This window comes from Haloplanus sp. C73 (assembly GCF_051195115.1).
Lineage (GTDB): Archaea > Halobacteriota > Halobacteria > Halobacteriales > Haloferacaceae > Haloplanus.
Window position 1 is genome coordinate 561,668 of the sequence record NZ_JBNTJZ010000001.1, and the last position, 25,729, is coordinate 587,396.

General features: G+C 65.7%; 35 protein-coding genes and 2 tRNA genes. 13 read left to right on the forward strand and 24 right to left on the reverse strand.

Going from position 1 to position 25,729, the window contains the following annotated elements; translation table 11 throughout:
• Positions 1–41: 41 nt before the first annotated feature.
• The 4 genes from ACQUSQ_RS02950 to ACQUSQ_RS02965 all read right to left on the reverse strand — a co-directional run bounded on the left by ACQUSQ_RS02950 (position 42) and on the right by ACQUSQ_RS02965 (position 3,728).
• A complete protein-coding gene (locus tag ACQUSQ_RS02950) occupies positions 42–1,190 on the reverse strand; it encodes a signal peptidase I (RefSeq protein WP_435067263.1) in 1,149 nt (382 codons plus the stop codon).
• 8 nt (positions 1,191–1,198) lie between these two features.
• Positions 1,199–2,497, reverse strand: coding sequence for a DUF1102 domain-containing protein (locus ACQUSQ_RS02955; RefSeq protein ID WP_435067009.1), 1,299 nt, complete (start codon positions 2,495–2,497; stop codon positions 1,199–1,201).
• A 65-nt stretch (positions 2,498–2,562) separates the two neighbouring features.
• The gene (locus ACQUSQ_RS02960; RefSeq protein ID WP_435067010.1) at positions 2,563–3,120 is read right to left on the reverse strand and encodes a hypothetical protein; all 558 of its coding nucleotides are present in this window, start codon (positions 3,118–3,120) and stop codon (positions 2,563–2,565) included.
• A 23-nt stretch (positions 3,121–3,143) separates the two neighbouring features.
• On the reverse strand, positions 3,144–3,728 hold the full coding sequence (locus ACQUSQ_RS02965) for a hypothetical protein (RefSeq protein WP_435067011.1): 585 nt from the start codon (positions 3,726–3,728) through the stop codon (positions 3,144–3,146).
• A 285-nt stretch (positions 3,729–4,013) separates the two neighbouring features.
• On the opposite strand from ACQUSQ_RS02965, the gene ACQUSQ_RS02970 reads away from it, so the two are divergent.
• The 3 genes from ACQUSQ_RS02970 (at position 4,014) to ACQUSQ_RS02980 (ending at position 5,486) form a co-directional block, all read left to right on the forward strand.
• Positions 4,014–4,550 carry a DUF7344 domain-containing protein gene (locus ACQUSQ_RS02970; protein ID WP_435067012.1) on the forward strand — a complete coding sequence of 179 codons (537 nt, stop codon included), beginning with the start codon at positions 4,014–4,016 and terminating at the stop codon, positions 4,548–4,550.
• A complete protein-coding gene (locus tag ACQUSQ_RS02975) occupies positions 4,547–5,077 on the forward strand; it encodes a hypothetical protein (RefSeq protein ID WP_435067013.1) in 531 nt (176 codons plus the stop codon). Before ACQUSQ_RS02970 ends, ACQUSQ_RS02975 begins: the two co-directional genes overlap by 4 nt.
• Before the next feature lie 70 nt (positions 5,078–5,147).
• Complete coding sequence (locus tag ACQUSQ_RS02980) at positions 5,148–5,486, forward strand: DUF7113 family protein (RefSeq protein WP_435067014.1); 339 nt, start codon at positions 5,148–5,150, stop codon at positions 5,484–5,486.
• On the opposite strand, the gene ACQUSQ_RS02985 is transcribed toward ACQUSQ_RS02980, so the two are convergent.
• Complete coding sequence (locus ACQUSQ_RS02985; RefSeq protein ID WP_435067015.1) at positions 5,483–6,712, reverse strand: DNA double-strand break repair nuclease NurA; 1,230 nt, start codon at positions 6,710–6,712, stop codon at positions 5,483–5,485. The two genes, ACQUSQ_RS02980 and ACQUSQ_RS02985, sit on opposite strands and share 4 nt — an antisense overlap.
• Before the next feature lie 87 nt (positions 6,713–6,799).
• Here ACQUSQ_RS02985 and ACQUSQ_RS02990 point away from each other — a divergent pair, with 87 nt between their 5' ends.
• Positions 6,800–7,453: an HAD family hydrolase gene (locus tag ACQUSQ_RS02990; RefSeq protein ID WP_435067016.1), complete on the forward strand. Its 654-nt coding sequence runs from the start codon at positions 6,800–6,802 to the stop codon at positions 7,451–7,453.
• Here ACQUSQ_RS02990 and ACQUSQ_RS02995 read toward each other — a convergent pair.
• Both ACQUSQ_RS02995 and ACQUSQ_RS03000 read right to left on the reverse strand, forming a co-directional pair.
• Positions 7,450–7,815, reverse strand: a complete 366-nt coding sequence (locus ACQUSQ_RS02995; protein ID WP_435067017.1) for a hypothetical protein — start codon at positions 7,813–7,815, stop codon at positions 7,450–7,452. The genes ACQUSQ_RS02990 and ACQUSQ_RS02995 overlap by 4 nt on opposite strands.
• A 31-nt stretch (positions 7,816–7,846) precedes the next feature.
• Entirely contained in the window at positions 7,847–8,302 is a 456-nt protein-coding gene (locus ACQUSQ_RS03000) for a DUF2240 family protein (RefSeq protein ID WP_435067018.1), read from the reverse strand.
• A gap of 112 nt (positions 8,303–8,414) precedes the next feature.
• Here ACQUSQ_RS03000 and ACQUSQ_RS03005 point away from each other — a divergent pair, with 112 nt between their 5' ends.
• Positions 8,415–8,786, forward strand: coding sequence for a 30S ribosomal protein S8e (locus ACQUSQ_RS03005; protein WP_435067019.1), 372 nt, complete (start codon positions 8,415–8,417; stop codon positions 8,784–8,786).
• 16 nt (positions 8,787–8,802) lie between these two features.
• Here ACQUSQ_RS03005 and ACQUSQ_RS03010 read toward each other — a convergent pair whose 3' ends face one another.
• Entirely contained in the window at positions 8,803–9,804 is a 1,002-nt protein-coding gene (locus ACQUSQ_RS03010; protein WP_435067020.1) for a PhoU domain-containing protein, read from the reverse strand.
• A 318-nt stretch (positions 9,805–10,122) separates the two neighbouring features.
• Between ACQUSQ_RS03010 and ACQUSQ_RS03015 the strand changes: the two genes are divergently transcribed.
• From ACQUSQ_RS03015 to phoU, 5 genes are read left to right on the forward strand one after another with little or no spacing between them, the layout of a single operon-like run.
• Complete coding sequence (locus tag ACQUSQ_RS03015; protein ID WP_435067021.1) at positions 10,123–11,121, forward strand: PstS family phosphate ABC transporter substrate-binding protein; 999 nt, start codon at positions 10,123–10,125, stop codon at positions 11,119–11,121.
• 53 nt (positions 11,122–11,174) lie between these two features.
• Positions 11,175–12,134 carry a phosphate ABC transporter permease subunit PstC gene (gene pstC, locus ACQUSQ_RS03020; RefSeq protein ID WP_435067022.1) on the forward strand — a complete coding sequence of 320 codons (960 nt, stop codon included), beginning with the start codon at positions 11,175–11,177 and terminating at the stop codon, positions 12,132–12,134.
• A gap of 1 nt (position 12,135) precedes the next feature.
• Positions 12,136–13,734: a phosphate ABC transporter permease PstA gene (gene pstA, locus ACQUSQ_RS03025; RefSeq protein ID WP_435067023.1), complete on the forward strand. Its 1,599-nt coding sequence runs from the start codon at positions 12,136–12,138 to the stop codon at positions 13,732–13,734.
• 9 nt (positions 13,735–13,743) lie between these two features.
• Positions 13,744–14,613: a phosphate ABC transporter ATP-binding protein PstB gene (gene pstB, locus ACQUSQ_RS03030; RefSeq protein ID WP_435067024.1), complete on the forward strand. Its 870-nt coding sequence runs from the start codon at positions 13,744–13,746 to the stop codon at positions 14,611–14,613.
• Positions 14,614–14,661: 48 nt separating this feature from the next.
• A complete protein-coding gene (gene phoU, locus ACQUSQ_RS03035) occupies positions 14,662–15,348 on the forward strand; it encodes a phosphate signaling complex protein PhoU (RefSeq protein ID WP_435067025.1) in 687 nt (228 codons plus the stop codon).
• On the opposite strand, the gene ACQUSQ_RS03040 is transcribed toward phoU, so the two are convergent.
• Positions 15,345–15,995, reverse strand: coding sequence for a helix-turn-helix domain-containing protein (locus ACQUSQ_RS03040; protein ID WP_435067026.1), 651 nt, complete (start codon positions 15,993–15,995; stop codon positions 15,345–15,347). The two genes, phoU and ACQUSQ_RS03040, sit on opposite strands and share 4 nt — an antisense overlap.
• 83 nt (positions 15,996–16,078) lie before the next feature.
• On the opposite strand from ACQUSQ_RS03040, the gene ACQUSQ_RS03045 reads away from it, so the two are divergent.
• Genes ACQUSQ_RS03045 through ACQUSQ_RS03055 form a run of 3 tightly spaced genes read left to right on the forward strand, consistent with a single transcriptional unit; the run spans position 16,079 to position 17,302 of the window.
• Positions 16,079–16,684: a methyltransferase family protein gene (locus ACQUSQ_RS03045; RefSeq protein ID WP_435067027.1), complete on the forward strand. Its 606-nt coding sequence runs from the start codon at positions 16,079–16,081 to the stop codon at positions 16,682–16,684.
• A gap of 25 nt (positions 16,685–16,709) precedes the next feature.
• A complete protein-coding gene (locus tag ACQUSQ_RS03050; RefSeq protein ID WP_435067028.1) occupies positions 16,710–17,081 on the forward strand; it encodes a nuclear transport factor 2 family protein in 372 nt (123 codons plus the stop codon).
• A complete protein-coding gene (locus ACQUSQ_RS03055; RefSeq protein ID WP_435067029.1) occupies positions 17,081–17,302 on the forward strand; it encodes a hypothetical protein in 222 nt (73 codons plus the stop codon). Before ACQUSQ_RS03050 ends, ACQUSQ_RS03055 begins: the two co-directional genes overlap by 1 nt.
• Here ACQUSQ_RS03055 and ACQUSQ_RS03060 read toward each other — a convergent pair.
• The 15 genes from ACQUSQ_RS03060 to moaA all read right to left on the reverse strand — a co-directional run bounded on the left by ACQUSQ_RS03060 (position 17,299) and on the right by moaA (position 25,531).
• Positions 17,299–18,255 (reverse strand): zinc-dependent metalloprotease, encoded by a 957-nt coding sequence (locus ACQUSQ_RS03060; RefSeq protein ID WP_435067030.1) that lies wholly within the window; start codon positions 18,253–18,255, stop codon positions 17,299–17,301. The two genes, ACQUSQ_RS03055 and ACQUSQ_RS03060, sit on opposite strands and share 4 nt — an antisense overlap.
• A gap of 91 nt (positions 18,256–18,346) precedes the next feature.
• The gene (gene rpsB / locus ACQUSQ_RS03065) at positions 18,347–19,120 is read right to left on the reverse strand and encodes a 30S ribosomal protein S2 (RefSeq protein WP_435067031.1); all 774 of its coding nucleotides are present in this window, start codon (positions 19,118–19,120) and stop codon (positions 18,347–18,349) included.
• The gene (gene eno / locus ACQUSQ_RS03070) at positions 19,117–20,322 is read right to left on the reverse strand and encodes a phosphopyruvate hydratase (RefSeq protein ID WP_435067032.1); all 1,206 of its coding nucleotides are present in this window, start codon (positions 20,320–20,322) and stop codon (positions 19,117–19,119) included. The genes rpsB and eno overlap by 4 nt, the downstream gene beginning before the upstream one ends.
• On the reverse strand, positions 20,319–20,498 hold the full coding sequence (locus ACQUSQ_RS03075; RefSeq protein WP_092630716.1) for a DNA-directed RNA polymerase subunit K: 180 nt from the start codon (positions 20,496–20,498) through the stop codon (positions 20,319–20,321). Before ACQUSQ_RS03075 ends, eno begins: the two co-directional genes overlap by 4 nt.
• Positions 20,495–20,686 carry a DNA-directed RNA polymerase subunit N gene (locus ACQUSQ_RS03080; RefSeq protein ID WP_435067033.1) on the reverse strand — a complete coding sequence of 64 codons (192 nt, stop codon included), beginning with the start codon at positions 20,684–20,686 and terminating at the stop codon, positions 20,495–20,497. Before ACQUSQ_RS03080 ends, ACQUSQ_RS03075 begins: the two co-directional genes overlap by 4 nt.
• 12 nt (positions 20,687–20,698) lie before the next feature.
• Positions 20,699–21,097 carry a 30S ribosomal protein S9 gene (locus ACQUSQ_RS03085; protein WP_435067034.1) on the reverse strand — a complete coding sequence of 133 codons (399 nt, stop codon included), beginning with the start codon at positions 21,095–21,097 and terminating at the stop codon, positions 20,699–20,701.
• On the reverse strand, positions 21,091–21,528 hold the full coding sequence (locus tag ACQUSQ_RS03090; protein ID WP_435067035.1) for a 50S ribosomal protein L13: 438 nt from the start codon (positions 21,526–21,528) through the stop codon (positions 21,091–21,093). Before ACQUSQ_RS03090 ends, ACQUSQ_RS03085 begins: the two co-directional genes overlap by 7 nt.
• Positions 21,525–21,875 carry a 50S ribosomal protein L18e gene (locus ACQUSQ_RS03095; protein WP_435067036.1) on the reverse strand — a complete coding sequence of 117 codons (351 nt, stop codon included), beginning with the start codon at positions 21,873–21,875 and terminating at the stop codon, positions 21,525–21,527. The genes ACQUSQ_RS03090 and ACQUSQ_RS03095 overlap by 4 nt, the downstream gene beginning before the upstream one ends.
• Before the next feature lie 20 nt (positions 21,876–21,895).
• Positions 21,896–21,980 (reverse strand) — tRNA-Leu (locus tag ACQUSQ_RS03100).
• 134 nt (positions 21,981–22,114) lie between these two features.
• Positions 22,115–22,864, reverse strand: coding sequence for a DNA-directed RNA polymerase subunit D (locus ACQUSQ_RS03105; RefSeq protein WP_435067037.1), 750 nt, complete (start codon positions 22,862–22,864; stop codon positions 22,115–22,117).
• Positions 22,865–22,868: 4 nt separating this feature from the next.
• Positions 22,869–23,261 carry a 30S ribosomal protein S11 gene (locus tag ACQUSQ_RS03110; protein ID WP_092630734.1) on the reverse strand — a complete coding sequence of 131 codons (393 nt, stop codon included), beginning with the start codon at positions 23,259–23,261 and terminating at the stop codon, positions 22,869–22,871.
• The gene (locus ACQUSQ_RS03115; RefSeq protein ID WP_435067038.1) at positions 23,258–23,785 is read right to left on the reverse strand and encodes a 30S ribosomal protein S4; all 528 of its coding nucleotides are present in this window, start codon (positions 23,783–23,785) and stop codon (positions 23,258–23,260) included. Before ACQUSQ_RS03115 ends, ACQUSQ_RS03110 begins: the two co-directional genes overlap by 4 nt.
• A 3-nt stretch (positions 23,786–23,788) precedes the next feature.
• Positions 23,789–24,310, reverse strand: a complete 522-nt coding sequence (locus ACQUSQ_RS03120; protein ID WP_435067039.1) for a 30S ribosomal protein S13 — start codon at positions 24,308–24,310, stop codon at positions 23,789–23,791.
• A gap of 17 nt (positions 24,311–24,327) precedes the next feature.
• A tRNA-Ser gene (locus tag ACQUSQ_RS03125) sits at positions 24,328–24,412 on the reverse strand.
• 150 nt (positions 24,413–24,562) lie between these two features.
• Positions 24,563–25,531 (reverse strand): GTP 3',8-cyclase MoaA, encoded by a 969-nt coding sequence (gene moaA / locus ACQUSQ_RS03130; RefSeq protein ID WP_435067040.1) that lies wholly within the window; start codon positions 25,529–25,531, stop codon positions 24,563–24,565.
• Positions 25,532–25,729 lie beyond the last annotated feature (198 nt).

Genomic DNA, 25,729 nt, shown 5'->3' on the forward strand with positions numbered 1-25,729 from the left:
GACGGGTGGTTAAGAAACTTGAGTATCCGACAACTTCGCGATTAGCGCAGCCGACTCGCCAGCCGTCGGAGTTTCGACGGCCGGTCGTGTGACCGGTCCCGAATCCGACCGGTACCGACGAGAACCGTCCCGAGGAGATACACCGTGCCACCGATGACGAAGTCGATGGCGACTATCGGTGCCCACGGGTGGAGTCGATAGAGGGCGTCGATGACGCCACCGGGCAGGACTGCCAGATACCGATGCTCGACGAGATATCGACGGTAGTACCCCGTCTCCGGCGGCGCGTGGAGCGTCATGGTGGCGTTGACACTCGCTCGTCCGCCGACGTAGACTCGCTCCGGGTCGACTTCGACACCATCGCTTCCCGGCTCTAGATACACGTAAACGGGGACGAGGCCGGCGTTCGGGACGGTGTACTCGAGGTCCGACGACTCGCCCTGTGGTATCGTCGTCGGGCGGTCCGATTCGAACTCGGCGCTGACGATGCCGAACTGCTGGGAGCCCGCGGGGACGACCATCGCCGCCGTCGCCGTCGAGACGACGAGCAACGCCATCCCGAGGAGGATGAGTTGGGTCGACACCCCGTCGTCCCGGCTTCGCGACCGCTCGCGGGACGGCCCCCCGCCCGCAAACAGGAGGTCGAGGACGTAGACGACCGCCGAGAGACCGAATGCCAGATAGAGCAGTCCTTGCGACCCGAGCAGCGAGCGCATGCCGAGCGTGGTCGCGAGCCATCGCTGAGCGCCACCGACGACGCTCTGGAGCCCCATCACGGCCGTTCCGAGATGCGGAATCACGACCGCCGTGCCACCGATTTGGAGCGCCTCGGCGACGATTTGGGCGTCCTTCACCGGGGGTTCGCCCCCATCTTGGTCGGTAAACGGGTTGGCGTCGCCGCGTGTCACGTACCCTTCGTCAGTCTCCCCGACGACTCGATGGGTCGTGAGCCCGCCGCCCTGAATCTGCTCGGCGCGGAAGACGACGATGTCCCCGCTCTCGGGCGGGCCGGTGAGCGCCGAGGGCACGGCGATGAAGCCGTCGCCGGGCTCCATCGTCGGCGACATACTCCCCGTCTCGACGTAACTCAGGAGCACCGGCTGCCCGAGCATCTGCCCCGCGAGCAGCGAGATGACGAGGACGACGACCAGCAGTTCGACAGCCAGCGAGAACGCGCGTCGGGGCGACATTGCGGTGGTCATCGAGTGGACGTGTCAATCCGATAAAAATGGTTGGACGCTTCAGCGACCACGGACACCCCTCCATCCGAACACCACCAAACCGAGACTAACTCCGGCGCGGTCGCCAGCCGCCCAACCGATATCGCATCGAATATTGCCCCGAGAGCGGTCGTCGAAGGCGACCCGGCTCCTGCAGATTCGCGGTTGACGCCGTGAGAGTCGACCGCTGAGCGCTCGATGTCCGCGGCCGAGTCGTCCGCCGGCACCGGATCGCTCGAATCGACACTCGTCTCGGCGTCGGCATCCCGCTCCTCGTCGACACGGGTCGTCGTCTCGGTAGCCCGGCCCGTCCGTTCGACGGCGACGACGAACGTCGAGAACCCCGTCGACTCGGCAGACACGGCCCGTCCATCGTCCAGTTTCTCGACGGCGAGCCGACTCGACTCGTTTCCGCTGTACCGGTAGACTGTCAGTCTCTCCGTGCTGGCGTTCACCCCAGCAACGCCGAAGCGGAAGACAGCGCTATCGACGGTATCGCCGCCGACCGTGGGTGTGACTCGCACTGCTCCGAGGACGCGCGCCTCATCGATATCGGCGTCGGCCGGCACCCCCGCCTCGACGTCGAAGCCCAGATTCCCGGTCCCCGTTCGACGTACACGCAGTTCCTCGAGCGTGAGCGTGCGCCCGTCCGTCTCGTTGACCACCAATCCGTCGAACTGCACCGCGACCGTCTCGCTGGTCGAGACGTCGGAGGCCATCACCAGACGGCGGTCGGCGGCCGGGCGCCCGATGCGGATAGATGGGTCACCGCCGTCGCCCTCGGTATCGGAACTCTCGGCCTGCGTCGCTCCAACTCGCTCCGAGTCGGTGACCGTCGCGTGAACCTCGAACGCGTCGATTCGGCCGTCGAACTCCCGCGCGTCGATAGCGAGTCCGACCGTCTCGGACTCGTTCGAACCGAGGACGACGGCGTTCGTCTTCGACTGAACCGGTCGCCCGTCCGCAAGAAACGTCACTGCGTCGGAGTCGGCCGTAAACCACACTCTCGCGCGCTCCTCACCGTCGTAGCGAACCCGGAACACGTCGCCGAGATTCGTCAGTCCGTCGTCGTTGACGCCGTCGGCATCGAGCGCCGGATTCGACGCCGAGACGTCGATAGTGAGTTCGCCGTCGGCGTCGAGATAGGCGTAGTCGCTCGCTGGCGAGAGGTGTATGTCGTCAGTTACGCCGTCCGTCGCGAGCGGCGTCGCACCCGTGGAGATGGCTGTCGCTCCCGCGAGTGTGAGGGCTACGAGCAGGGCGACATCTCGTCTCATTCGTCGACTCGAAAGCCCACCGGCGGAGTCGAACCGCCGAAAAAGACCGTCGTGGGGGAATGCCGTCAGACCGCTTGTGCGATTATCTGGATGGTCTCTTGGAAGCTGCCGATGGCCACACCGTGGGTCGTGATTCGGACACCGACATCGACCGATTGGCCGACATTCAGCACAATCGGGCTGTCTCGTAGGGCTGTCCGGCTGGAGTCGGTCACGTCATACAACTCGAACTCCAGCCCGGAGTTCGACACGTCGTTCGAGTAGACCTCGACCGGTTGTGTTCCCTGATTTTCGATACGGAGGAGTCCCATCACCGGGTTGCTCGCTCCGATTTCGTCGACGTCTTGGTCGAACTCGTAGACCGAATCGGTACCGAGCCCGAGGTCGGGGTCGGCAGCCCGCTCGCTCATGCTGGGGAAGCGAAACTTGACTTCGCCACCGTCTTCGACACTTCGACCCCCATCACCCAGCTCTGTGAGCGTCAGCAGTGCGTCGCTGTCGCGAGCGATTTCGACCGACAGCTGTCGGTCCGCCGTGGTGGCAGTGAAGGCACCCGTTCCCAGAGTGGCGCCCCCAATACCAGTAATCGCTCCCAACCCAGCGATGAAGACTCTTCGTTTCATTTCTGAACCCTCGTTTGGAAGGTCTACGTGCCGCTCGTGCTGCTTTCTGCAGTGAAGTTAGAGGGAACGTCGTTCGAGTCGGTGACGGCGTGGATTCGAAGCTCGCCGTTACCGAACTTCGAACCCATCATGCCGTCCTCGACGTCCAGGAACATCCCGACCGTGACAGACTGTCCGGTCGGAATCTTCTGGGCAACTCGGGAGGCACCCTGTGACGAAACCGCACCGCCGTTGCTGCCGTACGTCGTCAGGGTCTCACTCCGGTCGTCGTCGGGGTAGAAGTACACCTGCGTTTTGAAGCCGTTGCCGGTGAGCGTGAACCAGACCCAGATGTCCTGCGTGCCGTTGTTGGTAATCTGGAAGAGGCTGTCGATCCACGTCTCCGCGTCCGTGTTGACGTTCGAGACGTCGATGTCGATTTCCCCACTGCTACCGTCACTCGTCAGGTAGGCGGCGTTGGGATGATTGCTGTTCCCGGGCGCCGGGCCGAGCCCGAGCATCGCGGAGTTGTCGTCTTCGATGGTCACGTCGAGGCCACGGTCCGCGGTGACACTCGTAAACGCACCTGTACCAGTTGCGGCCGCCGCGCCGGCGACCAGCGATCCCACACCAGCGATGAACTTTCGTCGTTGCATAGTCGTTCACGTGCCCCGTCTGGAGCACATCTCACCCCTGAACCCCTACCCCGTTTGTAGTGAGCCGATTGAAGGGAGTACAACGGGTGTCCGAAGCGATTCGAAGCCCGGTTGAACCCCGGTAATGACTGATTACCGCCGGTTCAAGCGGTGCTTTCTCGACCTTCTAACACAGCCATCGAACCCGGTCGGTGGCGCTTACTTATGTGGGATACCGGCATGAGATGCACTTGCAATGGACGGGGGGACCTCAAAGGGATGAGTCTGGCACGAGACGACGTGTACGAGGTGCTGAGTAACCGTCGCCGCCGGTTCGCCATTCACTATCTGCGGCGAAACGGCGCGAAGGCGGCGCTCGGTACACTCGCCGAACACGTCGCGGCTTGGGAGAACGGTATCGACGTCGCGGCCGTGGGTGCGGACGCGCGAAAGAACGTCTATACGTCGCTCCAACAGTTCCACCTGCCGAAGATGGAGGAACTGAATTTAGTGATTTTCGACCGCCGCGCCGGCGAGGTAGAACTCACCGACGAGGCCGACAGCGTCGACGTGTATCTGGAAGTCGTCGAGGGCCACGACGTTCCGTGGAGCCTCTACTACCTCGGCGTCGGTGGACTGACGGGGTCGGTGATGCTCGGGCACGCACTCGGCCTGCCGCCGTTTGCAGGCCTGAGCGACGTGGCGTGTGCGGTGTTTACCGTCGCCGCCATCTCGGTACTGGCGCTGGTCCACACCTACTACACGCGGGGGATGCGACTCGGAACGGAGGGTGAACCGCCGGAAATCGAGCAATGAGCCGATACCTCCGGCGCCTGACCGTGGTGCTTGCCCTCTGCGTAGTGGCGAGCATGTCCTTCGGCGTCGGAGGGTACAGTTCGGTCGATGCCGACCGGAACGTCTCGGTATCCGTCGTCGAGGACGAGGACGCCTATCTCGCGTTCGACGACAGTCTCGGCTGTGGCGTGGGCAACAACGTCCTCGTTCGGAATCAGTTCGTCGGCAATACGACCATCGAGCGTATCGAGGTGGACGTCACGGCCGTCGGCGGTTACGTCCGCGTCGGGGTGCGAGGACCGGGCACCCAACTCGCTCCCGGCGACTCGACGCAACTCACGTTCCTCGGCCCGTACGAACCCGGCGATGCAGCTCGGATGCAGGTGAAGCCTCCGACGGGGAACGTCTCCGGTGCGGACAGCCTGAACATCGAACTCCTCGAAGCCACGGGACAGGGGGTCAGCGTCTCCGTCGCGACACAGTCGTACGTCGTGAACTGTCCCGGTGGACCGAGCAAGAGTACCGGCAACGACGGACAGGGCAACTGAGTCGGACGCCGACGCTCGGGGCCGAGCCCGGCACACGCACCTTTTACGTCTCCCACACGTACCCGAGCCAATGCTACTCATCCGGGGCAACGGCGGCGGCACGACGCTCACCGGAACCGTGTACGAACGGGGGGAGAACGCCCCCTCGTTTCAGGGAGCGCCGGACGAAGACGCCGCCTACGTGTGGGTGTGTGACGAATTTTACGAGGTGCAGAGCGGCGGGTCGACGACCCAAATCGACGGCCGCGAGATTCAGATTGCCTTCGAGTCCCCGATGCCGCGCGGGTTCGACACCCGCGAACAGGCGATTGCGGCGGCGAAAGAGCATCTCCGAACCCAGTTCGCACGGGTCGGCGTCCCGGAGGCGACGGTCGATATCGAAGTCGAGAAGGCCGACCCAATCGACTAGAACTCACCCTCCCAGCGCACGTCGTCGTAGGTGCGGACGAAATCCGAGTCGAGTCGCTCCTCGAACTTCCGTCTGAGCGCCGTCTTCTCGTCGACGCCGATGCGTGCGAGGGCGTCGGCTCGCTCCACCACCGGTGGCGGCCCGCGCGACACCGCGACGTCGCGCAGTATCTGACGCGTGAGTCGGTCGCGCGACGCCTCGTCTCGCGTCAGGCCGGCCGGCGCCTCCACCCGATAGCACAGGTCTTCGCGGGGGTCGTAGACGACGAAAAACGTCACTTCGTAGTCGGCAGGGTCGCGCTCGCGGTCGACACCGAGTGCGTCGCCGTCGGCGGCGAGGGTGCGGTCCGACCCGCCTCGCGAGTAGAACCAGTTGGTGAAGGTGAGTCGGTGGTCGTCGCCGTCGGTCGGCTCCAAGAGTCGGGTGAAGAAGGCGGTGTCGTCGACCCACGGCGCGTCGACGCCTTTCTGTCGGAGCGTCCGCGTGATGAGTTTCGGCGAGGGGTTCTTGACGAACCCCGCGAGGGCGACGTCCCGGTCCAGCAGTCGCTCGACGAGTCGGACGTAGTTTTCGACGATGGCTCGGGGTTTGGCCTCCGTCGTCAGCGCGCCGAGTTCGGCGTCGCGGTCCTGCCAGTTGAGGAGTTCCTTCGGGTACAGCGGGCCGTCGAGGACGAGACAGTCGTCGACGGCGTGTGCGTGTTCGAGGGCGTGCGAACTCTCGGCGAGATAGAGCGCGAGGGCGTGGACGACGCCCTCGGCGTAGCGGTTGACGCGCGGGGCGTGAAGCACCTTCCGGCGGAGATAACCCTCGTCTCGCTTGACCCACTCGGAGTCGAGGGCAAGCGTCGGGTCGTTGGCGTGGACCGTCGTCACCAGACTCCGGGCGCGATGGAGGTCGAGGTCGGAGGGGTCGGCGGCCATCGCGGCGTGGGCCACGTCGAGCACCAGCCCGTTCTTGAACGTGGTCGGGTTGATGGTGCCCGAATCGAGGCCGTGGACGGTCGGATAGGGGTCGTCGACGAGCGCGACGTCGTCGACGGGGACCGAGCGAAGGCGCCGGTCGCCGAGGGGTTCGACCACCGGCCGCCCGTCGACGCGGAGCGGGTCGAGCCACTCCTCGAACGCCACCTGCGCCAGGTCGTCGTGGTCGGTGTCGTCGACGCGGGTCGCGAGATAGCCCGCGAGGTCGGCAATCCCGTCGACGTGGACCGGGTCGAGCGTCATGGCCACCCATCCAGCGCGAGACACAAAGAGCGTCGTGGTCGATGGAGAAGACGGCACCCTCATACTCGGGGAGCGTCTACTGAGGGTATGAACACCGCCGCGGTCGCGTTCGACCTCGACGACACGCTGGCGGTCACGCGCACCGACCGCGAGACGCTGCTTCGTGAAGCGCTCGATGCGGTGGGCGCACCCCAGCGGTCGCGACAGGCGTATCTCGACGCTCACGCCGACAATCTGACGGCCGAGAGCCGAGAACCCGTCTTCGAGCGACTGCTCGCGGGGACGGAGGCCGACCCCGCGGCGCTGGCGCGGGCGTACCGCGAGCGGGTGAACGCCGCCCTCGAACCCGTCCCGGGCGTCGAATCGATGTTGGCGACGCTCCGCGAGGAGTACCGACTCGGCCTCCTGACGAACGGACCGGTCGTCGCCCAGCGGTCGAAACTCGACGCGCTCGGCTGGACCGACGTGTTCGACGTCGCGCTGGTGACGGGAGAGCTGTCGGCCGGCAAGCCGAATCGGGCGGCCTTCGAGACGCTCCTCGACGAACTCGGAAGCGAGGCCGGTGAGACGGTGTTCGTCGGCGACGACGTGACGGCGGACGTGGAGGGCGCGACTGACGCCGGCATCGACGCGGTGCAGGTGTGTTACTCCGGCGGCCCGGAGCGCACGCCGTCGGCTATCGCTCACGTCGACCGGCCGAACCTGCCGACGCATCTGCCGACGATTCTCGCCGAGCGCTAAACGGCGGCTTCGACGACGCGGAGCGCCCGCTTTACCTCGGCACCGTTCTCGATGAAGACGACCGTTCGCGGCGGGTCGACGGCCTTGGGTCGGACGCGAAGTCCCGCCTCGCGAGCGGCGTCGAGAGTTGCGTCCGCCCCTCGCTCGAATTCGATGCGGGCGCGGTCGGGGTGGACGAACACCGTCGCGAGACGCTCGTCGGCGACGCGAACGCGGTAGGCCATCGCGCCGTCTGCCGTCGGTTCGACATCGGGGTCGGCGTCGGTGACCGTCACGGGGTCGAGTCGCCCCTCGTGGCCGACGAGTTCGGAGGCGAGCAGTTGGGCGATACGAACGCCGTCGTCGAGTTCGGTCGTGACCATGGGTGGGATACGCGCTCCGGCACCGTCAACGTCAGGAATCGCCGTCGGTGAGGTCGGCGAGCGCGCGGTCGGCGGCGTCGCCGACGCCGACGCCCCGCTGACGTGCGTAGAGAATCGCCGCGGCTTCGATGGTGATCCCGAGCGCTCGCTGGTGTTCGTTGATGTCGGCGACGGCCTGCTGTTTCTCGACGCCGGCGTCGACGAGCGCCGAGAGGACGCGCTCGAACGTCGACTGCTCGCGGAGGACGGACTCGTCGGGGACGAACCCGTCGGGGATGGTGACGCTGGCCGGGTCGAAGGCAGCGACGAGTTCGTCGTCGTCGCGGGAGAGGAGCCCCCGTCCGACGGCGACGTCGACGAGGCGCTTGGCCTGGTCGGGCGTGAACCAGTCCCGGTCCAGCGATAGCGCGACGACGAACTCGCCCTCGCCGAGGCGGTCACGCCCCCGGTCGCGGAAGGGTGCGGCCACGGCCACCTCGAGACTCATGGACCAGAATCGGGCGACCGGTCCACTAAATCCTGTCGTGTCCGGGGCGTGACGACCGCCCTACCGGCCCACGTTCGACAGTCTCAAGTACCTCCTTGGACTGGCTAGCCGTATGAAAGACCAGGGACGCTCCACGCGGAAGCGCACTGGGGGCCGCCTCCGGCCCTTCCGAAACAAGAAGCGGTACCAGCTCGGACGCCAGCCCGCCGAGACGACGCTCGGCGAGCCCCGCTTCCAGACTATCGACGCCCGTGGTAACGAGACGAAGACCCGCGCCCTCGCCACGAACGTCGCTCACGTCGCCGACGGTGGGGAGACGGTCGAGGCCGAAATCGAGAACGTGACCGAGAACCCGTCGAACATCAACTACGTCCGACGGAACATCATCACGAAAGGCGCCATCATCGAGACGAGCGAGGGGCGCGCTCGCGTCACCTCCCGACCGGGTCAGAGCGGTCAGGTCAACGCGGTCCTGCTGGACTGAGCGGGAACGGTTCCTTCTACGGTGTCGGCGCTGCCTTCTGGAGCGCCGTCTCCGCGATGTTACCGCCGTAGTCGGCGCTTCGTGACAGCGAGTCGACGACCAGCCCCAGCAGTTGCGCCCGTGTCGGGTCGAGTTCGCGGAGGAGTTCGTCGATAGAGCGGGCGTGGCTGTCGATGCCCTGTACCGACTCGCGGGCCTCGTTGGCCCGGCGGGTGGCGTCGTCGCTGTCGTCGAGGAAGAGCGCCTCCATCGCCCCGTCGACGACGGCCGCGGCGTCGTCGTGCAGGTCTTCGAGTGCGTCGGCCACGTCGGCCGGGAGCGATTCGTCGACGTTGAGCGAGAGGTGGGCAATCTTGGTCGCGTGGTCGGCAATGCGTTCGAGCTGTCGAGCCGCGGACTGGTAGTCGAAACACACCTCGCGGGAGACGCCGAGTTCCTCGGCGGCCCGCGGGCTCCGAAGCGTCGACCGGAAGATGCGCGAGACGACCATCCACAGGCGGTCGACGTCGTCGTCGCGCTGAATCACGTCGCGCGCGAGGTCCTCGTCTCGCTCGACGAGCGACGTCACGGCGTCTTCGAGCATCGACAGCGCGATGAGACGCATTCGGGTGACGGCGTTGTTGATGGACAGCTCCGAGGAGTCGAGCAGGTCACGAATCACCACGCGGTCACGCGTCTCCTCCAGCACTTCGAGCCCGACGAGACTCTGGGTGGCCTGTCGGATGGTCCGTCGCTGGTCGGTCGTGATGCGTGCGCTTTCGAGGGCAATGATGTCGAATCCGCTGACGTACATGGTCATCACGGCGCGGATGAGTTCCTCGCCGGAGAGGTCACCCACGTCGAGCGTTCCCTCGGTCCGCTCGTCTTCGGTCCGGGGGGTCATGAACAGGGAGTCACCCTCTGGATAGAACGCCACCTCACTGCCCGCCGACACGCCGTTGTCGGTCGCCCAGTCCTTCGGAATCGACACCGTGTACGTCGACCCGCCCGTCACCTGCACCTTTCGGGTTTCGACCATACTCGGAGACAGTGAAGTCGCTAAAATAAAACCTCGCATATCTATATACCTCTGCCGCTACGTTGCTTCGGGTAGGACACCGAACGAACCGGTCAGACGGGATATAACAGCAATATAGAGCCTCTTAAACCCGAGAGGAGTGAATCTCGGATTGGGGGCGGAAGAACCCTTTATATCGATACATAGCTGTTTTATTGCTCTTTCAGTACCCCTACTGCCAATTCTACTGTATCGTGGCGCTCGTTATCGCATCCCATTCCAATATCTATATAGAAATCATAGTAGGGTACTTACGTTCCAGTCGGCCATCCACGGGTGATGACGAAGCAATCCACGAGTGGACGTGTGTCGCGCCGAACGTTTCTCGCGTCGGCCGGAACGGTCGGCGCAGTCGGACTCGCTGGCTGCACGCAGAGTGGCTCCGATGGAAACGGCAGCGGCGACGGTCTCTCCGGCACCATCGACATCGCGGGGAGTTCGACGGTGTTCCCGCTGGCGACGGCGATGGCCGAGCGCTTCCAGACCGACCACTCGGGAGTCAACATCAACATCCAGTCGACCGGGTCCGGCGGTGGCTTCGCCAATCACTTCTGCCCCGGTCGCACCGACTTCAACAACGCCTCGCGCCCCATCCAGCCCGAGGAGGAGCAGGCGTGTTCCGAAAACGACGTCACGCCAGTCGAACTCACCGTCGCGACGGACGCGCTGACGGTCGTCGTCAACAACGACGCCGACTGGCTCGACTGCATCACCGTCGAGGAACTCCGCCAAATCTGGTCGGCCGAGGAGTCGCCGTCGACGTGGAGCGACGTGAACTCCGACTGGCCCGACGAACCGCTCGAACTCTACGGCCCCACCGACGCCTCCGGGACGTACGACTACTTCATCGAGGCCATCATCGGCGAGGAGGGTCCGGGCCACCGACAGGATTACTCCGCGACCGAACAGGACCGAACCATCATTCAGGGCGTCGACGGCTCGCAGTACGCCATGGGGTATCTCGGCTTCGCCTACTACTCCCAGAATCAGGACCGCGTGAAGGCCCTCGGCGTCGACGACGGCGACGGCTGTGTCGAACCGTCGCTCGAAACCGCTCGCGCGGGCGAGTACACCCCCCTCTCCCGACCGCTGTTCACCTACGTCAAGCAGTCCTCGCTCGCCGAGGAACACGTCGCCGAGTTCGCTCGCTACTGGCTCGAGAACGCCACCAGTCAGGATATCGTCGCCAACGAAGTCGGCTACGTCCCCCTGAGCGATTCGGACCAGCAGGAAGCGATGGACGCGCTCGAAGCGGCCATCGAGGAAGCGCAGGGCTAGCGACGACCGAACGAAGAGTTTTTTCGCCCCAACCGAAAATCCGAACCCAGTAGATGAGCACGGACGACATCCAACGGGACCTCACCCGCCGAACGGAAAACGCGCCGCAGGAGCTTCTGACTCGCTCATTTTTCTTCCTGTGCGCGGTACTGTCCATCGTCACCACCATCAGCATCATCCTCATGCTGACCACCGAAGCGGCGAAGTTCTTCACCATCACCGCGCCGCTGATGGGCATCGAAGGCCCGACTGCCTCCGTCGTCGACTTCCTCACGGGAACCGAGTGGGTCATCAACAACGAGCAGTTCGGCGTCCTCCCGCTGGTGTCGGCGACGCTCGCCATCACCATCGGCTCGGCCGTCGTCGCCATCCCCCTCGGCGTCGCCACCGCAATCTATCTCAGCGAGTACGCCAGTCCGCGCGCCCAACGCGTTCTCAAGCCGGCGCTCGAAGTGCTGGCCGGCGTCCCGACGGTCGTCTACGGTTTCTTCGCTGTCGTCTACATCACGCCCGCGCTCCGGACGATTATCCCCGGACTCGGCACGTTCAACATGCTCTCGGCGAGCATCGTCGTCGGCATCATGATAATTCCGATGGTCGCGTCGATTAGCGAGGACGCGATGTCCGCCGTCCCCGACTCGCTCCGACAAGCGGGCTACGGGATGGGCGCGACGAAGTTCGACGTCTCCGTCGGCATCGTCGTCCCCGCCTCCCTCTCCGGCATCTTCTCTTCCTTTATCCTCGCGCTGTCGCGAGCCATCGGCGAGACGATGGCCGTCACCGTCGCCGCCGGCTCACAGGCCAACCTCCTCAACCCGCTGAACCCCGCGGCGTATCTCGAAGGCGCGCTTCCGATGACGGCTGCGATGGTGAACCTCCTGACCGGCGACGTCACCGGCGGCGGCATCGCCTACCGGAGTCTCTTTGCTATCGGCCTCACTCTCTTCGTCATCACACTCGTCATGAACGTCATCAGCGACCTCGTCGCACAACGCTACCGGGAGGAGTACTGACATGGCGACACAAAACGACGTCATCGAGAACTTCGGGCAGGTCAGTCGGACCGTCGGCACCGTCTTCCGGTATCTCCTGCTCGCGGCGACGCTGTTCGGCATCGTCGCCCTGACGGTCCTCCTGATTTACGTCGCCAACGACGCGATTCAGCCGCTGACCGCCGACCCCGGCTGGCATCTCACGTTCTTCCTGACGCTCGTTCTCCCCACGCTCGCGGTGAGTGGCTACCTGTTCCGCACCGACCCCGCATCCTTCCGCTTCGGGGCGAGCGTCGTCGGCATGCTCGCGGTCAGCGCCATGTTCGGCGCCGGCGCGGCGATGATATTCGTCGACATCGTCCCCGCCGTGGTCTGGTTCAGTTACGTCCTCGCGCTCTGTCTCGCGCTCGGGGGCGTCGTCGCCATCGAGCGCTTCGACCGACAACTCCCCTTCACCGCCCGGTTCGTGGGCGCGGGCGCGGTCATCGTCGGTTCGCTCCTCGTCGTCCCGAACCTCGTCCAGTCGCTTCCCGTCTATCCGACCGACGACATCCTGCTGACGCTCTCGCTCGGCGCCCCGGTTGCGCTCGTCGTCGGCCGGTACGCCGCTCACGAGGCGGAGCGACGGGGGCGCGCGCTGGCCGTTCTGGCCGGCGTCGCCGCCATCGGAACCGGGAGCGTCCTCGGCCCACTCCTCGGAATCGGGGCCGTGCCCGCGACGGTGTTGCTGGCCGTCGCCGTCGTCCCCACCGCGGGCTACGCCGTCGGCCTCGTCCGCCGCCATCCGGCACGCCGGCCCGGACTCGCCCTCGCCGGCGTCGTCCTCCTCGGCGCGTTCGGCGGGGCGGCCGTCGCCGACGCCGCCGGCTTCGCCGGCCCGCAGTCGTGGGTCGACTGGCAGTTCCTCACCAGCGCCCACAGCGGGACCGCCGCCGACGCGGGGCTCTACCCCGCCATCGGCGGCTCGATTCTGCTGATGGTCACCGTCGCCGCGCTCTCGTTCCCGCTCGGTGTCGGCGCCGCCGTGTATCTGGAGGAGTACGCCCCGGACAACCGCCTCACCCGCTTTATCGACGTCAACATCTCGAATCTCGCGGGCGTCCCCTCCGTCGTCTACGGACTGCTCGGACTGGGCGTGTTCGTCACGTATCTCGGCCAGCCGACCGGAACCGTGCTAATCGGCGGCGCGACGCTCGCGTTGCTCATCCTGCCCATCGTCATCATCTCCTCTCGGGAGGCGCTCCGGAGCGTCCCCGACTCGATGCGGGAGGCCTCCTACGGCATGGGCGCGACCCGATGGCAGACCATCAAGAACGTCGTGCTGCCGCGGGCGTTCCCCGGTATTCTGACGGGGACGATTCTCGCTCTCGGCCGGGCCATCGGCGAGACGGCGCCGCTCATCATGATTGGCGCCCCGAACGTCCTCTTCTCGCTCCCCACGAGTCTCTCCTCGAAAGTGAGCGCGATGCCCCTGCAGGTGTACGCTTGGGCGAGTCTCTTCGCCAGCGAACCTTTCTATCAGGCGGCCGTGCCTGCCGGCGTCGTCGTGTTGCTCGTCGTCCTGCTCAGCATGAACTCCGTCGCAATCGTGCTGCGCAACAAATACCAGACCGACAAGTGAGACCCTACAATGACTGATAACACAGAGTACGCGGCCGACGAATCGACTGACGACCCGACCACCGACGACATGCGCGCCCAGACCGACGTGAGCACGAGCGTCGCGTCGTCCGGCTCGACGGGCCACACGAACACCGTCGTCAGTGCGGAGAACATCAACGTCTGGTACAACGACGAACAGGCGCTACAGGACATCACCCTCGACATTCCCGAGAATCAGGTGACGGCGATGATAGGTCCCTCCGGCTGTGGCAAGTCCACGTTCCTCCGGTGTATCAACCGGATGAACGACCTCATCGACGCCGCGCGCGTCGAGGGTGACCTGCATCTCCGCGGGAAAAACGTCTACGACGACGACGTCGACCCCGTGGCGCTTCGGCGCCGCGTCGGGATGGTGTTTCAGTCGCCGAACCCCTTCCCCAAGAGCATCTACGACAACGTGGCCTACGGCCTCGAGATTCAGGACAAGGAGGGCGACTACGACGAAATCGTCGAGCAGTCCCTGAAGCGAGCGGCGCTGTGGGACGAGGTGAGCCACCAACTCGACCAGTCCGGTCTCGAACTCTCGGGCGGGCAACAACAGCGACTCTGTATCGCCCGCGCCATCGCCCCCGACCCCGAGGTCATCCTGATGGACGAGCCGGCGTCGGCGCTCGACCCCGTCGCCACCTCGCAGATTGAAGACCTCATCTCCGAACTCGCCGAGGAGTACACGGTGGTCATCGTCACCCACAACATGCAGCAGGCGGCACGCATCTCGAACAAGACGGCCGTCTTCCTCACCGGCGGCGAACTCGTCGAGTTCGACGACACCGAGAAAATCTTCGAGAATCCCGAGAGTCAGCGCGTCGAGGACTACATCACCGGCAAGTTCGGGTAGCGCTCTCGACGGGACAACGTTTTAGGCCAGTCCCACCGAGCAAGTGATATGGCGCGAACGGATTATCAGTCGTCGCTGGAGGAGCTTCGCGACGACGTTCTCTACATGAGTGAGGTTGTCGCCGAGCGGCTCCGGACGGGGCTCGACGCCCTCGAACGGAAAGACGAGCGACTCGCCCGCGACGTTATCGAAGGCGACGACGAGGTCAACGAGATGTATCTCGAACTGGAGGGTGAGTGTGTCGACCTGATTGCCCTTCAGCAACCCGTCGCGAGCGACCTGCGCTTTATCGCCGCGTCGTTCAAGATTATCACCGACCTCGAACGCATCGGTGACCTCGCGGTCAACCTCGGTGGCTACACGCTGGACGCCCAGCGCGACCTCTTCCCCGACGTCGACATGCAGCGCATCGGGCGAACGACCCTCGACATGCTCCAAGATGCGATGGAGGCCTACGCGAACGAGGACGTCGAGGCGTGTTACGCCGTCGCCGACCGCGACGACGAGGTGGACGCGATGTGTGAAGCCGCGAGCGAACTCGTCGTCCGCGACCTCATCGAGAGCGACCGCCTCGCCGACGACCTCGACGACGACGAGGAGATGGAGACGCTGATGCAGGACGTCTCCCGACTCCTGCTCACCATCCGCGACTTGGAGCGAGTGGGCGACCACGCGGTCAACATCGCCGCCCGCACCCTCTACATGGCCGAGAACAACGACGAACTCCTGTACTAACGCAGGTCACGCATGACCGTCGCCTCCGCCTTCCGGAGGTGTTCGGCGGCCGTGCCCGGCTCGATTCCCAGTTCTGCGGCCACGTCCGCGACCGACCCCGACCGCGGGGTGTCGTAGTACCCACAGTCGACGGCGGCGCTGACTGCCTCGCGCTGTCTGTCGGTGAGCCGTGCCGCCGCCGACCCGGCCCGGCGACGATAGGGACCGACCGAGCGCACCGTCACGTCCATCTCCTCCGGAAAGCCGTCGACGGCGGTGCCGAGGTCCGCCGCCGTCCCCACGAGCGTCAGGTCCGTCGTCCCGTCGGCCCCGAAGCGAACGGGCGGGACGACCACGAGTGTCCCCCGTGCGAGGGCGTCGACGTATCGCCGGTCGGCGGCCGTCAGCCGGTCCCGAACACAACAGTAGAAAACCCCGTCGACCGCCTCGGTGACGCTGTAGGCCGCCGTCGCGTCGCGGTCCTCTAACTTCGCTCGAAACGGGGCGGGCGCGCCCCGAACCCGGAAGACCTGCGTGTTCGTCTCGTCGGCGGAGACGTTCCAGTGGAGTAGTTCCGCCCACTCGATACGGTCGTGACGCATCTCGAACGCGTGCATCGGATGGACCGCCTCCTCGGCGTGGTCGATGCGTAGCCGCGCGTACTTCATCGCCTGACCGTTGCGAGCGTATAAATAAAACCCTCACTCGTGAGGCAGTTCGCCCTCGGAACGTCGGCCCCATTAGCCACTGTATGACACCGACGCAACTCGCTTTCGCCGCCGGATTGCTGGCGGCCGCCGGCGTCTACGGCATCGTCATCGGAACCCTGCTGACGGACCACGAGTGGTGGCCACCCGGTGACCGCACCGCCGCGTACTACGTCCACTGGACGTGTGTCGGCGTCTTCGACGTCGCACTCCTTCTCACCGCCGCGCTCGACTGGGGTGGCTGGGGACTGGCGACGCCCGTTCGGGTCGGGGGCGTGGCCCTCGCGCTTCTCGGGACAGCCGTCTTCGTCTGGGGCGCCCGGGCCATGCGCTCTGCGGAGACGATGGGCGTGACTGGCGAACTCTACACCGACGGCCCCTACGCCTACACGCGGAACCCGCAGTACGTCGGGATGATAGTCGGCGTGCCCGGCATCGCGCTCGCGGTCGGTTCCGCCCTCGTGGCGGCGCTCGCGACCGTCCACGTCGGCTGGGTCCTCCTCCTCCCCCGAGCCGAGGAGCCACATCTCCGCGCCGAGTTCGGGAAGCGCTACGAGCGCTACGCCGCGCGCGTCCCGCGCTTCGTCGGCTTCGCGACGGTCCGCCGGGCACTCGACCCGACGACCGGCGAGCCACCTGAAAACAGTTAACTCGCGCCGGCCTGTTCGCTGGCACATGAACGCGGCGGCGACGATTCGCGAGTATTACGAGTCGCTCAGACGCGGCGAACCGCTGTACCCGTACTTCGCCGAGCGGCCGGACGTGGTGAAGTTCGGCGTCGGCGAGCGACTCGTCGGCTACGACGCCGTCGCCGAGGGGCTGCGCGAACAGACCCGGACGACCGAGAACTGGACCGTCGAGAGTCAGGACCTTCGCGTGACCGAGCGCGACGACTACGCCCACTTCTCGGATTCGGTGTTCATGTCGTGGACGACGCCGGACCACGAGTACGCCCTCTCGACGCGATGGAGCGGGACACTCGAACGCCGCGGCGACGAGTGGGTCTTCGCCGGCATGCACGTCAGCACGCCCTACGTCGAGGACTGATGGTCGGTCCGAGCATCACCGACGAGGACCGCCGCCGGGCGAACCGCCGGCTCAAAGGCGGGTTCGTCGCCCTCGTCGGCGTCTCCGGCGGCCTCGTCTCCCTCGCCATCGGCGCCTCGCTCGAACAGGCCGCACTCGCCGTCGTTGCCGGCTGTCTCGTCGGCGCGATACTCGTCGTCTACCTCGGACACATTGGGCGCGAGTGGCGCCAGAGCCGCTAGACACGCGCCAGCCACTGCTCGGGCGCGTCGAGTTCGGCGTCCGTCGGCAGGTTCTCGGGGCGCTCCCACACCACGCTCGCGCCCGCCAGTCCGCGCGCGTCGGCGACGGCGTGGAAGAAGTCCGCACCGCGCTCGTACTGCCGTCGCTTCAGGCCCAGTCCGAGGAGCCTGCGGGCGAGTCGCGCCACCGGCCCGCCACCCTGTCGGCGGGCGTCGAGTTTCGCCCGCAGGTCGGCGTAGTCGTCGTCGAACGCCCGGTCCATCAGGAGTTCGGCGTAGCCCTCGACGGCCGTCATCGCCGTATCGAGTTCCGCGAACGCCTCGCGGTCGATGTCGCCCGCGACGAGGGCGTCGATGCCACGTTCCACTCGGGTTTCGAGGTAGTCCGAGAGCCACGGCGCGGCGCCGAACTCGGCGGCGTGAGACACCTCGTGGAAGGCAATCCAGCGTCGGAACCGCGGGTACGACACGTCGAGTTCGTCAGCGACCCTGACGATATTCGGGTGGACGAAGTAGAGGGCGTGGTCCCGGTCGTCGGCCTCCGCGAGCAACAGCGGGTCGTACTGCCCGAGGACGTTCCGGCCGAGAAACGCGAGCATGAAAGAGAGCGTCCCCGTGTTGACGACGCGGCTGACGCCGGGGAAAAGCGCCTGCGGCCCGTCTCGCTCGACGGGCGCCATCACCCGCCGGAAGGTGTCGACGTTGGCGTCTATCCAGTGATGGCGGTTCTGAATCTCGACCGTGTCTGGAAGGTCGAACGCGACGTCGCCGAGCGAGCGAAGTCGGTCACGGGCGTCGCGAACGTCGGTCGCATAGCCCGACCGCTCGGCGTCGCTCAGGTCGAGCGAGCCAGCCGCCGTGCTGGCCTTGGCGGCATCGGCGACGGCGGCCCAGTCGACGTGGCCGTCGCCCGACGCGTTGGTGACGGTCCGGACGCTGCGAAACAGGTCCATACCGAGTCGTGTCGACAGCGACTGAAAACGCTTCCGCGCAGGCGACGGCTGTGGCTCGCGACCCTGATGAGCCCAAAACGTTCGTCGACCCTTAGATGCCGGCCTCGAAGTCTTCGAGGGCGTAGCCGGGTTCGGCGCCGCGGCGGTCGAGCGTCTCGTTGGCCAGCAGCCAGTAGACGACCGACAGGGCGCGTCGACCCTTGTTGTTCGTCGGGATGACGAGGTCGACGTTGCTGAGCTGGTTGTTCGAGTCGCACATGGCGATGACGGGGATGCCGACCGTGATGGCCTCTTTGACCGCCTGCGAGTCACCGATGGGGTCGGTGACGACCAGCACGTCCGGCTCGATGTAGCCGTCGTAGTCGGGGTTGGTCAGCGTGCCCGGGATGAATCGCCCGGTGCGAGCGCGAGCGCCGATGGCTTCCGCGAACTTCTCGGCCGGGAAGCGGCCGTACTGGCGCGAGGAGGTCACGAGGACCTGCTCGGGCGAGTAGTTCGCGAGGAAGTCCGCAGCGGTGCGGATGCGCTGGTCGGTCTGGCTCACGTCCAGCACGTACAGACCGTCGTCACGGACGCGGTGGATGAACCGCCCCATGTCGTCGGTCTTCTGCTGGGTCCCGATGTGGACACCGGCGCCGAGGTAGTCCTCGACGGGGATGAGCAGGTCTGCCTCGTCGTCGGGCATGACGTTCTCGTCGAACGGCGACCCGGCCTCCTCGTCGGCTGCCTCGTCGGTTTCTGGCTCTGCCTCGGCCGCCTCCTCGGCCGCCTCGGCGGTCGGTTCCTCCGCGGTCTCGGCAGGGGCGTCCTCGTCGGCCGCCTCCTCGCCGTCCGGGGTTTCGAGTTCGTTATCGTTGTCAGTCATACAGCGTCCTCCGCGATGCGGATGAGTTCGTTGAGTTTGGCAGTTCGCTCGCCACCGACGGTGCCCGTCTTGATGAACGGGGCGTCGGTCGCCACGGCGAGGTGTGCAATCGTCGCGTCCTCGGTTTCACCCGAGCGATGCGAGACGACGGCGTCCAGTCCGTTTCGGGTCGCAAGCTCCACCGCGTCCACGGCGTCGCTCAGCGTCCCGATTTGGTTGGGTTTGACGAGGATGGCGTTGCCCGCCCCCTCGTCGATACCGCGTTGCAGGCGCTCGACGTTGGTGACGAACAGGTCGTCACCGCAGAGCACCGTCCGGTCGCCCACCCGTTCCGTCAGGTCGGCGAAGCCGTCGAAGCCGTTCTCCTCGACCGGGTCCTCGACGTACGCGAGGTCGTACTCCCGAATCAGGTCGGCCATGTAGTCGACCTGCTCCGCGGGCGTCCGCTCCACGTCGCCGTAGCGATAGACCTCATCCTCGGGGTCGTACAGTTCCGAGGCGGCCACGTCGAGACCGACACCGATGTCGAAGCCCACGTCGTCGGCCACGTCCGCCGTCGCCTCCGCGACGATTTCGAACGCCGCCGCGTCGTCGACGGCGGGCGCCCACGCGCCTTCGTCGCCCTTGCCGGCCGGAACGCCACGCTCGTCGAGCAGTTCGCCGATGCGCTCGTGAACTGCGGCGTTGGCGAAGACGGCCTCCGAGACGCTCGGTGCGCCGACGGGGGCGGCCAAGAACTCCTGAATGTGGGTCGCCTCCTTGGCGTGTTCACCGCCGCCGACGACGTTCCCGAGCGGAATCGGGAAGTTGTCGCCGCGGAAGGTGCCGCCGAGATGTTGGAAGAGCGGCGCACCCAGCACGTCGGCGCCGGCTTTCGCCGCGGCCATGGAGATGGCGACAGCGCTGTTGGCCCCGATGGTCGAGAAGTCGTCGGTGCCGTCTGCGCCGTGCAGGGCGGCGTCGACGTCGCGCTGGTTGCCCGCGTGCACCTCGCCGACGAGTCGGGGGATGGCGTGTTGCCGAGCGGCGGCGATTGCCTCGCCCGTCGGAAGTTCGATGGCCTCGTACTCGCCGGTCGAGGCGCCGCTCGGTGCGGCCGCGCGGCCGAAGCCGCCCGACTCGGTCAACACGTCGGCCTCGACGGTCGGGTTCCCCCGAGAGTCGAGGATGCGACGCAGACTCACCGAGCGAATCAGCGTCATTTGCCCTCCCGCCTCACCGTGAAGGGGAGCACACCGGCGTCGTACTCCTCTGCCGCGACGAGAATCGGCTCACTCTGGTCCGTCTCGACGAGGACCGGTGCGCCGTACGACACCTGCAGGGCTCGCGCCCCGAGGATGCGTGCCTTCTCGTAGCGGTTGTAGCGTCCCTGACTCATTGGTAGGGAGAGACCACGTCGACCAGGTCCTTGTGCGAGACGAACATCCGTCGACAGCAGTGCCGGGTCACGTCGAGGTCATCGAGCACCTTCGCTGGGTCCTCGCCGTCGTCGAGTCGAGCCTGGTACTCCTCCCAGTGCTCGCCGATGACTTTCCCGCACGTGAAACACCGGACTGGAATCATCATGGGTGTATCACCTCAGCGGTAGGACTTCTGGTAACGGGCCCGCGCACCGGGACCGCCCCACTTCTTGGGTTCGGACTGCCGGACGTCGTTGACCAGCAGCGACCGGTCGAACTCCATGAACGCGTCGCGGAGTTCGGCATCGTTGTGGTGCTGCACCAGCCCGCGAGCGATGGCCGTTCGGACGGCGTCTGCCTGTCCGGCGAAGCCGCCGCCGGAGACGCTCACGTCGATGTCGACGGTGTCGCGGAGGTCGTCGCCGGCGATGCGGAACGGCTCCAGCATCTTCAGCTTCGACAGCTCCGGTTCGACCAGTTCGACGGGCCGAGAGTTGATTCGAACGCGACCCTCACCCTCGCGCACCGTGGCGCGGGCGACGGCCGTCTTCTTCTTGCCGCTCGTGTTAGTTACCATGTGACGTTCGCACCCAGTTCTTTGGAGACGTCTCCGAGGGAGACGAATTTGATGTTCGAGAGCCGGTCCAGCGACGTTCCGTCGAGAACCTCGCCGTCCTCGTCGAAGGGGTTGCCGACGTAGACGCGGACGTTCTCGAACGCCTCGCGCCCGCGCGGCTTCTTGTACGGGACCATGCCGCGGACGGCCCGCTTGAAGATGCGGTCCGGCCGCTTGGGGTAATACGGTCCACTGTCGGAGCCCAGATTCGCACGCTTGCGGTAGGTCTCCATCGTGGACTCGGCGTTGCCCGTGATGACCGCGTCCTCGGCATTGATGATAGCCACGCGCTCGCCGTCGAGCGCGGACTGGGCCACTTCGCTCGCGACACGGCCCATGATGCAGTCGCGGGCGTCAACGACGACGTCGGCGTCGAACTCTGCGAGACTCATCGAATCACCCGCACGTTAGACCCTTCGGGGTTTCGTTCGGCAACCTGTTCCAGCTGTTCGGCGTCGCCAACCTGTTCGATTTTCGTCCGGGCCGTCGACGAGAAGTCGACAGCGGCGACGGTGACGTTCTTTTCGAGCACACCACTACCCAGCACCTTGCCGGGCACGACGACGGTTTCGTCCTCTCGGGCGTACCGTTCAATCTGCCCGAGGTTGACCTCTGCGTGGGTGCGCCGTGGCTTCTCCAGGCGGTCTGCGATGTCCTGCCACACTCCAGCACCAGACTCGCGGGAAACCGCCTTCAACTCGGCGATGAGACTATTGAGTCTCGGATTCGTTTTACTCATTGTCTTCCTCCAGAAAGGAGTGCAGGGAGCAGGATTTGAACCTGCGGACCCCTATGGGACAGCGCCCTGAACGCTGCGCCGTTGGCCTGACTTGGCTATCCCTGCACGCATAGCGCAGTATCGGTCGCCCCTTCAAACCACTTTCGGTCCCCGGGCCGCCGGTCGGCCGGAAGACGCGAGCAGCGTCGCTCGCGACCGCCGCGAGCGTCGATGTGGTGGTGTGTCGGGGCATTGGGGTCCTAAACTGCGACTTTGGTTTCCAGTTCCGCCGCGCGGTCGCCGATGGACTCGACGGCGCGCGTGACCAGTTCCTCGACGCTGAACGACCCGTCCGTCTCCACGTGGAAGACGAACGCGTCGGGCACGTCATGAATCTCCAGTTCCTTGCCGGGGTAGCGGTTCGTGAGGTCGTGGTCGAACTCGCTTGTCGCGACGAGTTCGCCGTCCTCAGTCTCGATGACCCCGCGAAGGATGTTCGGCTCCTGTTCGTCGAACTCGCCAGCGTCGTCGACAACCTCGACGCGCTGGAGATGGCGGTAGCCGACGGCCACGCCGCCCTGATGTTTGGCGTGGTCGCGGCCACGGTCCAGCACGGCGTCCGCCTCGAGTTCGATTCGCTGCTGCTCTTTGAGTTCGATAATCGGGATGTTGTCGTCGGCTGGCTGGACGAGGTCGTCGGACGTCTCGATGTCGCCCGAGTACGCCGTCGCCGGCCCCTCGACGTCGAGTGCCAGCGTCACTTCGTCGCCCACCTCGAAGTCGTCGAGGGGGGTCGTCAGCGGCACCAGCCCCAGTCGAAGCCCAATCATCTCGTCGAACATGACCGAGGAGTTCTCCACGAACCTGACGGTGTCGATGGAGAACGTCGGGACGTCGGCTATCATCGCCCGGCGAATGCCGTTGGCGAACGCCGGCGTCACACCCCGGACTAGGAACCGGGCGTTCCGGTCGTCGCGTTCGATGAACTCGACCTCGAAGTCGGCTACCATGATGTTAGAGGCGGCTGTTTTTGGGCGCTCGCGTGCCGTCGTGCGGAATCGGGGTCACGTCCTCGATGCGACCGATTTCCAGACCGGCACGAGCGAGTGCGCGAATCGTCGCCTGAGCGCCGGGCCCGGGCGACTTGTTGCCGTTGCCACCGGGGCCGCGGACGCGGACGTGGACGCCCTCGACGCCTGCGGCGATGGCTTCCTCGGCCACGACTTCGGCCATCTGCATGGCGGCGTACGGCGACGCTTCGTCGCGGTTCTGTTTCACGACCGTCCCACCGCTGGACTTCGCGAGGGTTTCGGCCCCGGTCTGGTCCGTGATGGTGATGAGCGTGTTGTTGAACGACGCGTGGACGTGAGCGATGCCCCACTTGCTCTCTTGCTCTTCGGCACTCATTCTTGACCCTCCGCGCGTTCGGGGTGGAGGTCGTCCGCGAGCGGACTCGTCTCGTCGAACTCGACGGAGCTCTGCTCGTCGGCCTCCACTTTCTTCGACGGCGTCTGCACGCGGGCGCCGTCGACCGTGATGTGGCCGTGACTGACGAACTGTCGAGCCTGCTGGGGCGTGTGTGCCAGCCCCTTCCGGTAGACGACCGTCTGGAGACGGCGCTCGAGCAGGTCCGTCACTTCCAGCGAGAGGACGTCACTGATGTCGTCCTCACCGCCGAGGATGCCGAGACGCTGGAGCCGAGCGACGAACTCGGAGCCTGCCTCGGCGGCAACCTCGACGTCACCCTGAGCGTTGCCCAGCAGTCGTCGCGCCTCGCGGCGCATCGACCGCAGTTCGGACTGTGCGCGCCAGAGTTCCTCTTTGTTCTTCAGGCCGTAGCGCCCGAGGAGGTCGGCCTCCTCGGCGATGCGCTCGCCCTGGTAGGGGTGATTCGGCGTCTCGTAGAACTTGGTGTTCTTGCCGGTGCTCATTGGTTACTCCTCCTCGGCCGCTTCTTCTTCGGCCATGTCTTCCTTGATGGCCTCGACGTTGACGCCGATGGTGCCTTCGGTACGGCCGGTGGACTTCGTCCGCTGGCCGCGCACCTTCTGTCCGCGCTTGTGTCGGACGCCACGGTAGGAATCAATCATCTTCATGCGATTGACGTCCTGCGTGCGCGTCTGACTGAGGCTGGAGCCGACGATGTGGTCGCTCTCGCCGGTGTAGAAGTCGTTTCGCCGGTTGACCATCCACTCGGGGACTTCGTCGGCGAAGTTCTCCACAACCTCGATTACGCGGTCGATTTCGTCGTCGTCGAGTCGGCCGAACGTGGCGGTTCGGTCCACGTCTGCCGCGTCGGCGACGATGCGCGCCGTGCGCTTGCCGATTCCGTTCATGTCGGTGAGGCTCCGCTCGACAGCTTTCGTACCGTCGAGGTCGGTCTGTCCGATTCGGACGAAGTACCGAAGGTCTTCGTCGTCCTCGGGGGAGCCGTCCTGTGGTTCTTCTGCACTCATGGATATGTGGGTGCCAGCGTTGCGGCGGGGATTCGAACCCCGGAGGCTTGACGCCACAGAGTTAGCAACCCTGCGCCTTGGGCCAGGCTTGGCTACCGCAACACGTGCGTTCTGTATTGTCGCCCTTGCGGACTCGGGGCCGAACGCCCCTGCAGCATGCATCCGAATGAACCCGGGGGCAGTACTTAAACATCACGAAAGGGAGAGCGGCGTGGGGCGCTCTCGCAGAGCGCCGGTCGAAAAAGAAGCCGCCTACGCCGTCGGCGCGCCGATGTACTCCTCGTTTATCTCCCACTCGCCGTCGTCGTTTTTCACCATATACTCGCCGTAGTAGGGGACGCGGTTGGCGACGGTGGTTTCGAACGCCTCGCGGATTTCGTCGCGGGTCATGTCACCCATCGACCGCAGGTCGTCGTTGCGGTTGAGACAGCCCTTCAGATAACCCTCGTGAGTGACGCGGACGCGGTGGCAGTTGGCACAGAACGTCGGGTTCTCCACGGGGTCGACGATTTCGACCATCCCGCCGTTGACCCAGTAGCGTTTCCGGTCGTGCATCTCGCGGTGTTCCACCTCGTCCGCCATGTCGGCCAGCCAGTCGTGGACGCGCTGGATGTCGATGTTCCACTCCGGCTTGCCCGTCAGTTCGGGCATGTACTCGATGAGTTGGAGTTGGAGGCCGTCGTTCTCGGCGACGTGGTTGACCATCCCCTCGACGTAGCCCGCCGTGTGCTCGAACACGACCATATTGAGCTTCACCGGGTCGAGGCCGGCATCCAGCGCCGCCTCCACGCCCTCCATCACCTTGTCGTACGCGCCCGACTTCGTGATTTCTGCGAACTCCTCGGGGTCGAGGGCGTCCTGCGAGACGTTGACGCGTTCGAGGCCGGCGTCGACCAAATCCTGTGCCCGGCCGGGCAGATAGGTGCCGTTCGTCGTCATCGACACCTCCATCGAATCCGGCGTCCGGCGGATTATCTCCTCTAGGTCGTCGCGGAGCATCGGCTCCCCGCCCGTGAACTTCACGCTGTCGACGCCGTACTCCGCCGCGACCTCCAGAAACCGAACGATGTCGTCGGCGGACATCTCGTCGTCCTGTGCCTCCATCGGACCGCGCGTGTCACCGAGCCCCTCGTTGTGACAGTAGACACAGTCGAAGTTACAGCGGTCGGTGAGCGACACCCGCACCCCAGTCACCTCTCGACCGAAATCGTCCTCCAGCATTCTACCTGACTCTCCGCTCGAAGACGCTTAAATTCGCGCCATTCAGACCCGGCGGAGTAACCGTATATCATTACGCTTCGTCCCACAACGTTGACTCGTTCGGGTTCGCTTGGGGATAGTGTTCAGATTAGCGCGCTCGAACTGAAAACACCTCGAAAGCCCCCGGTGTCTCGGCTCCCGGGACTCGCTGCGCTCCTC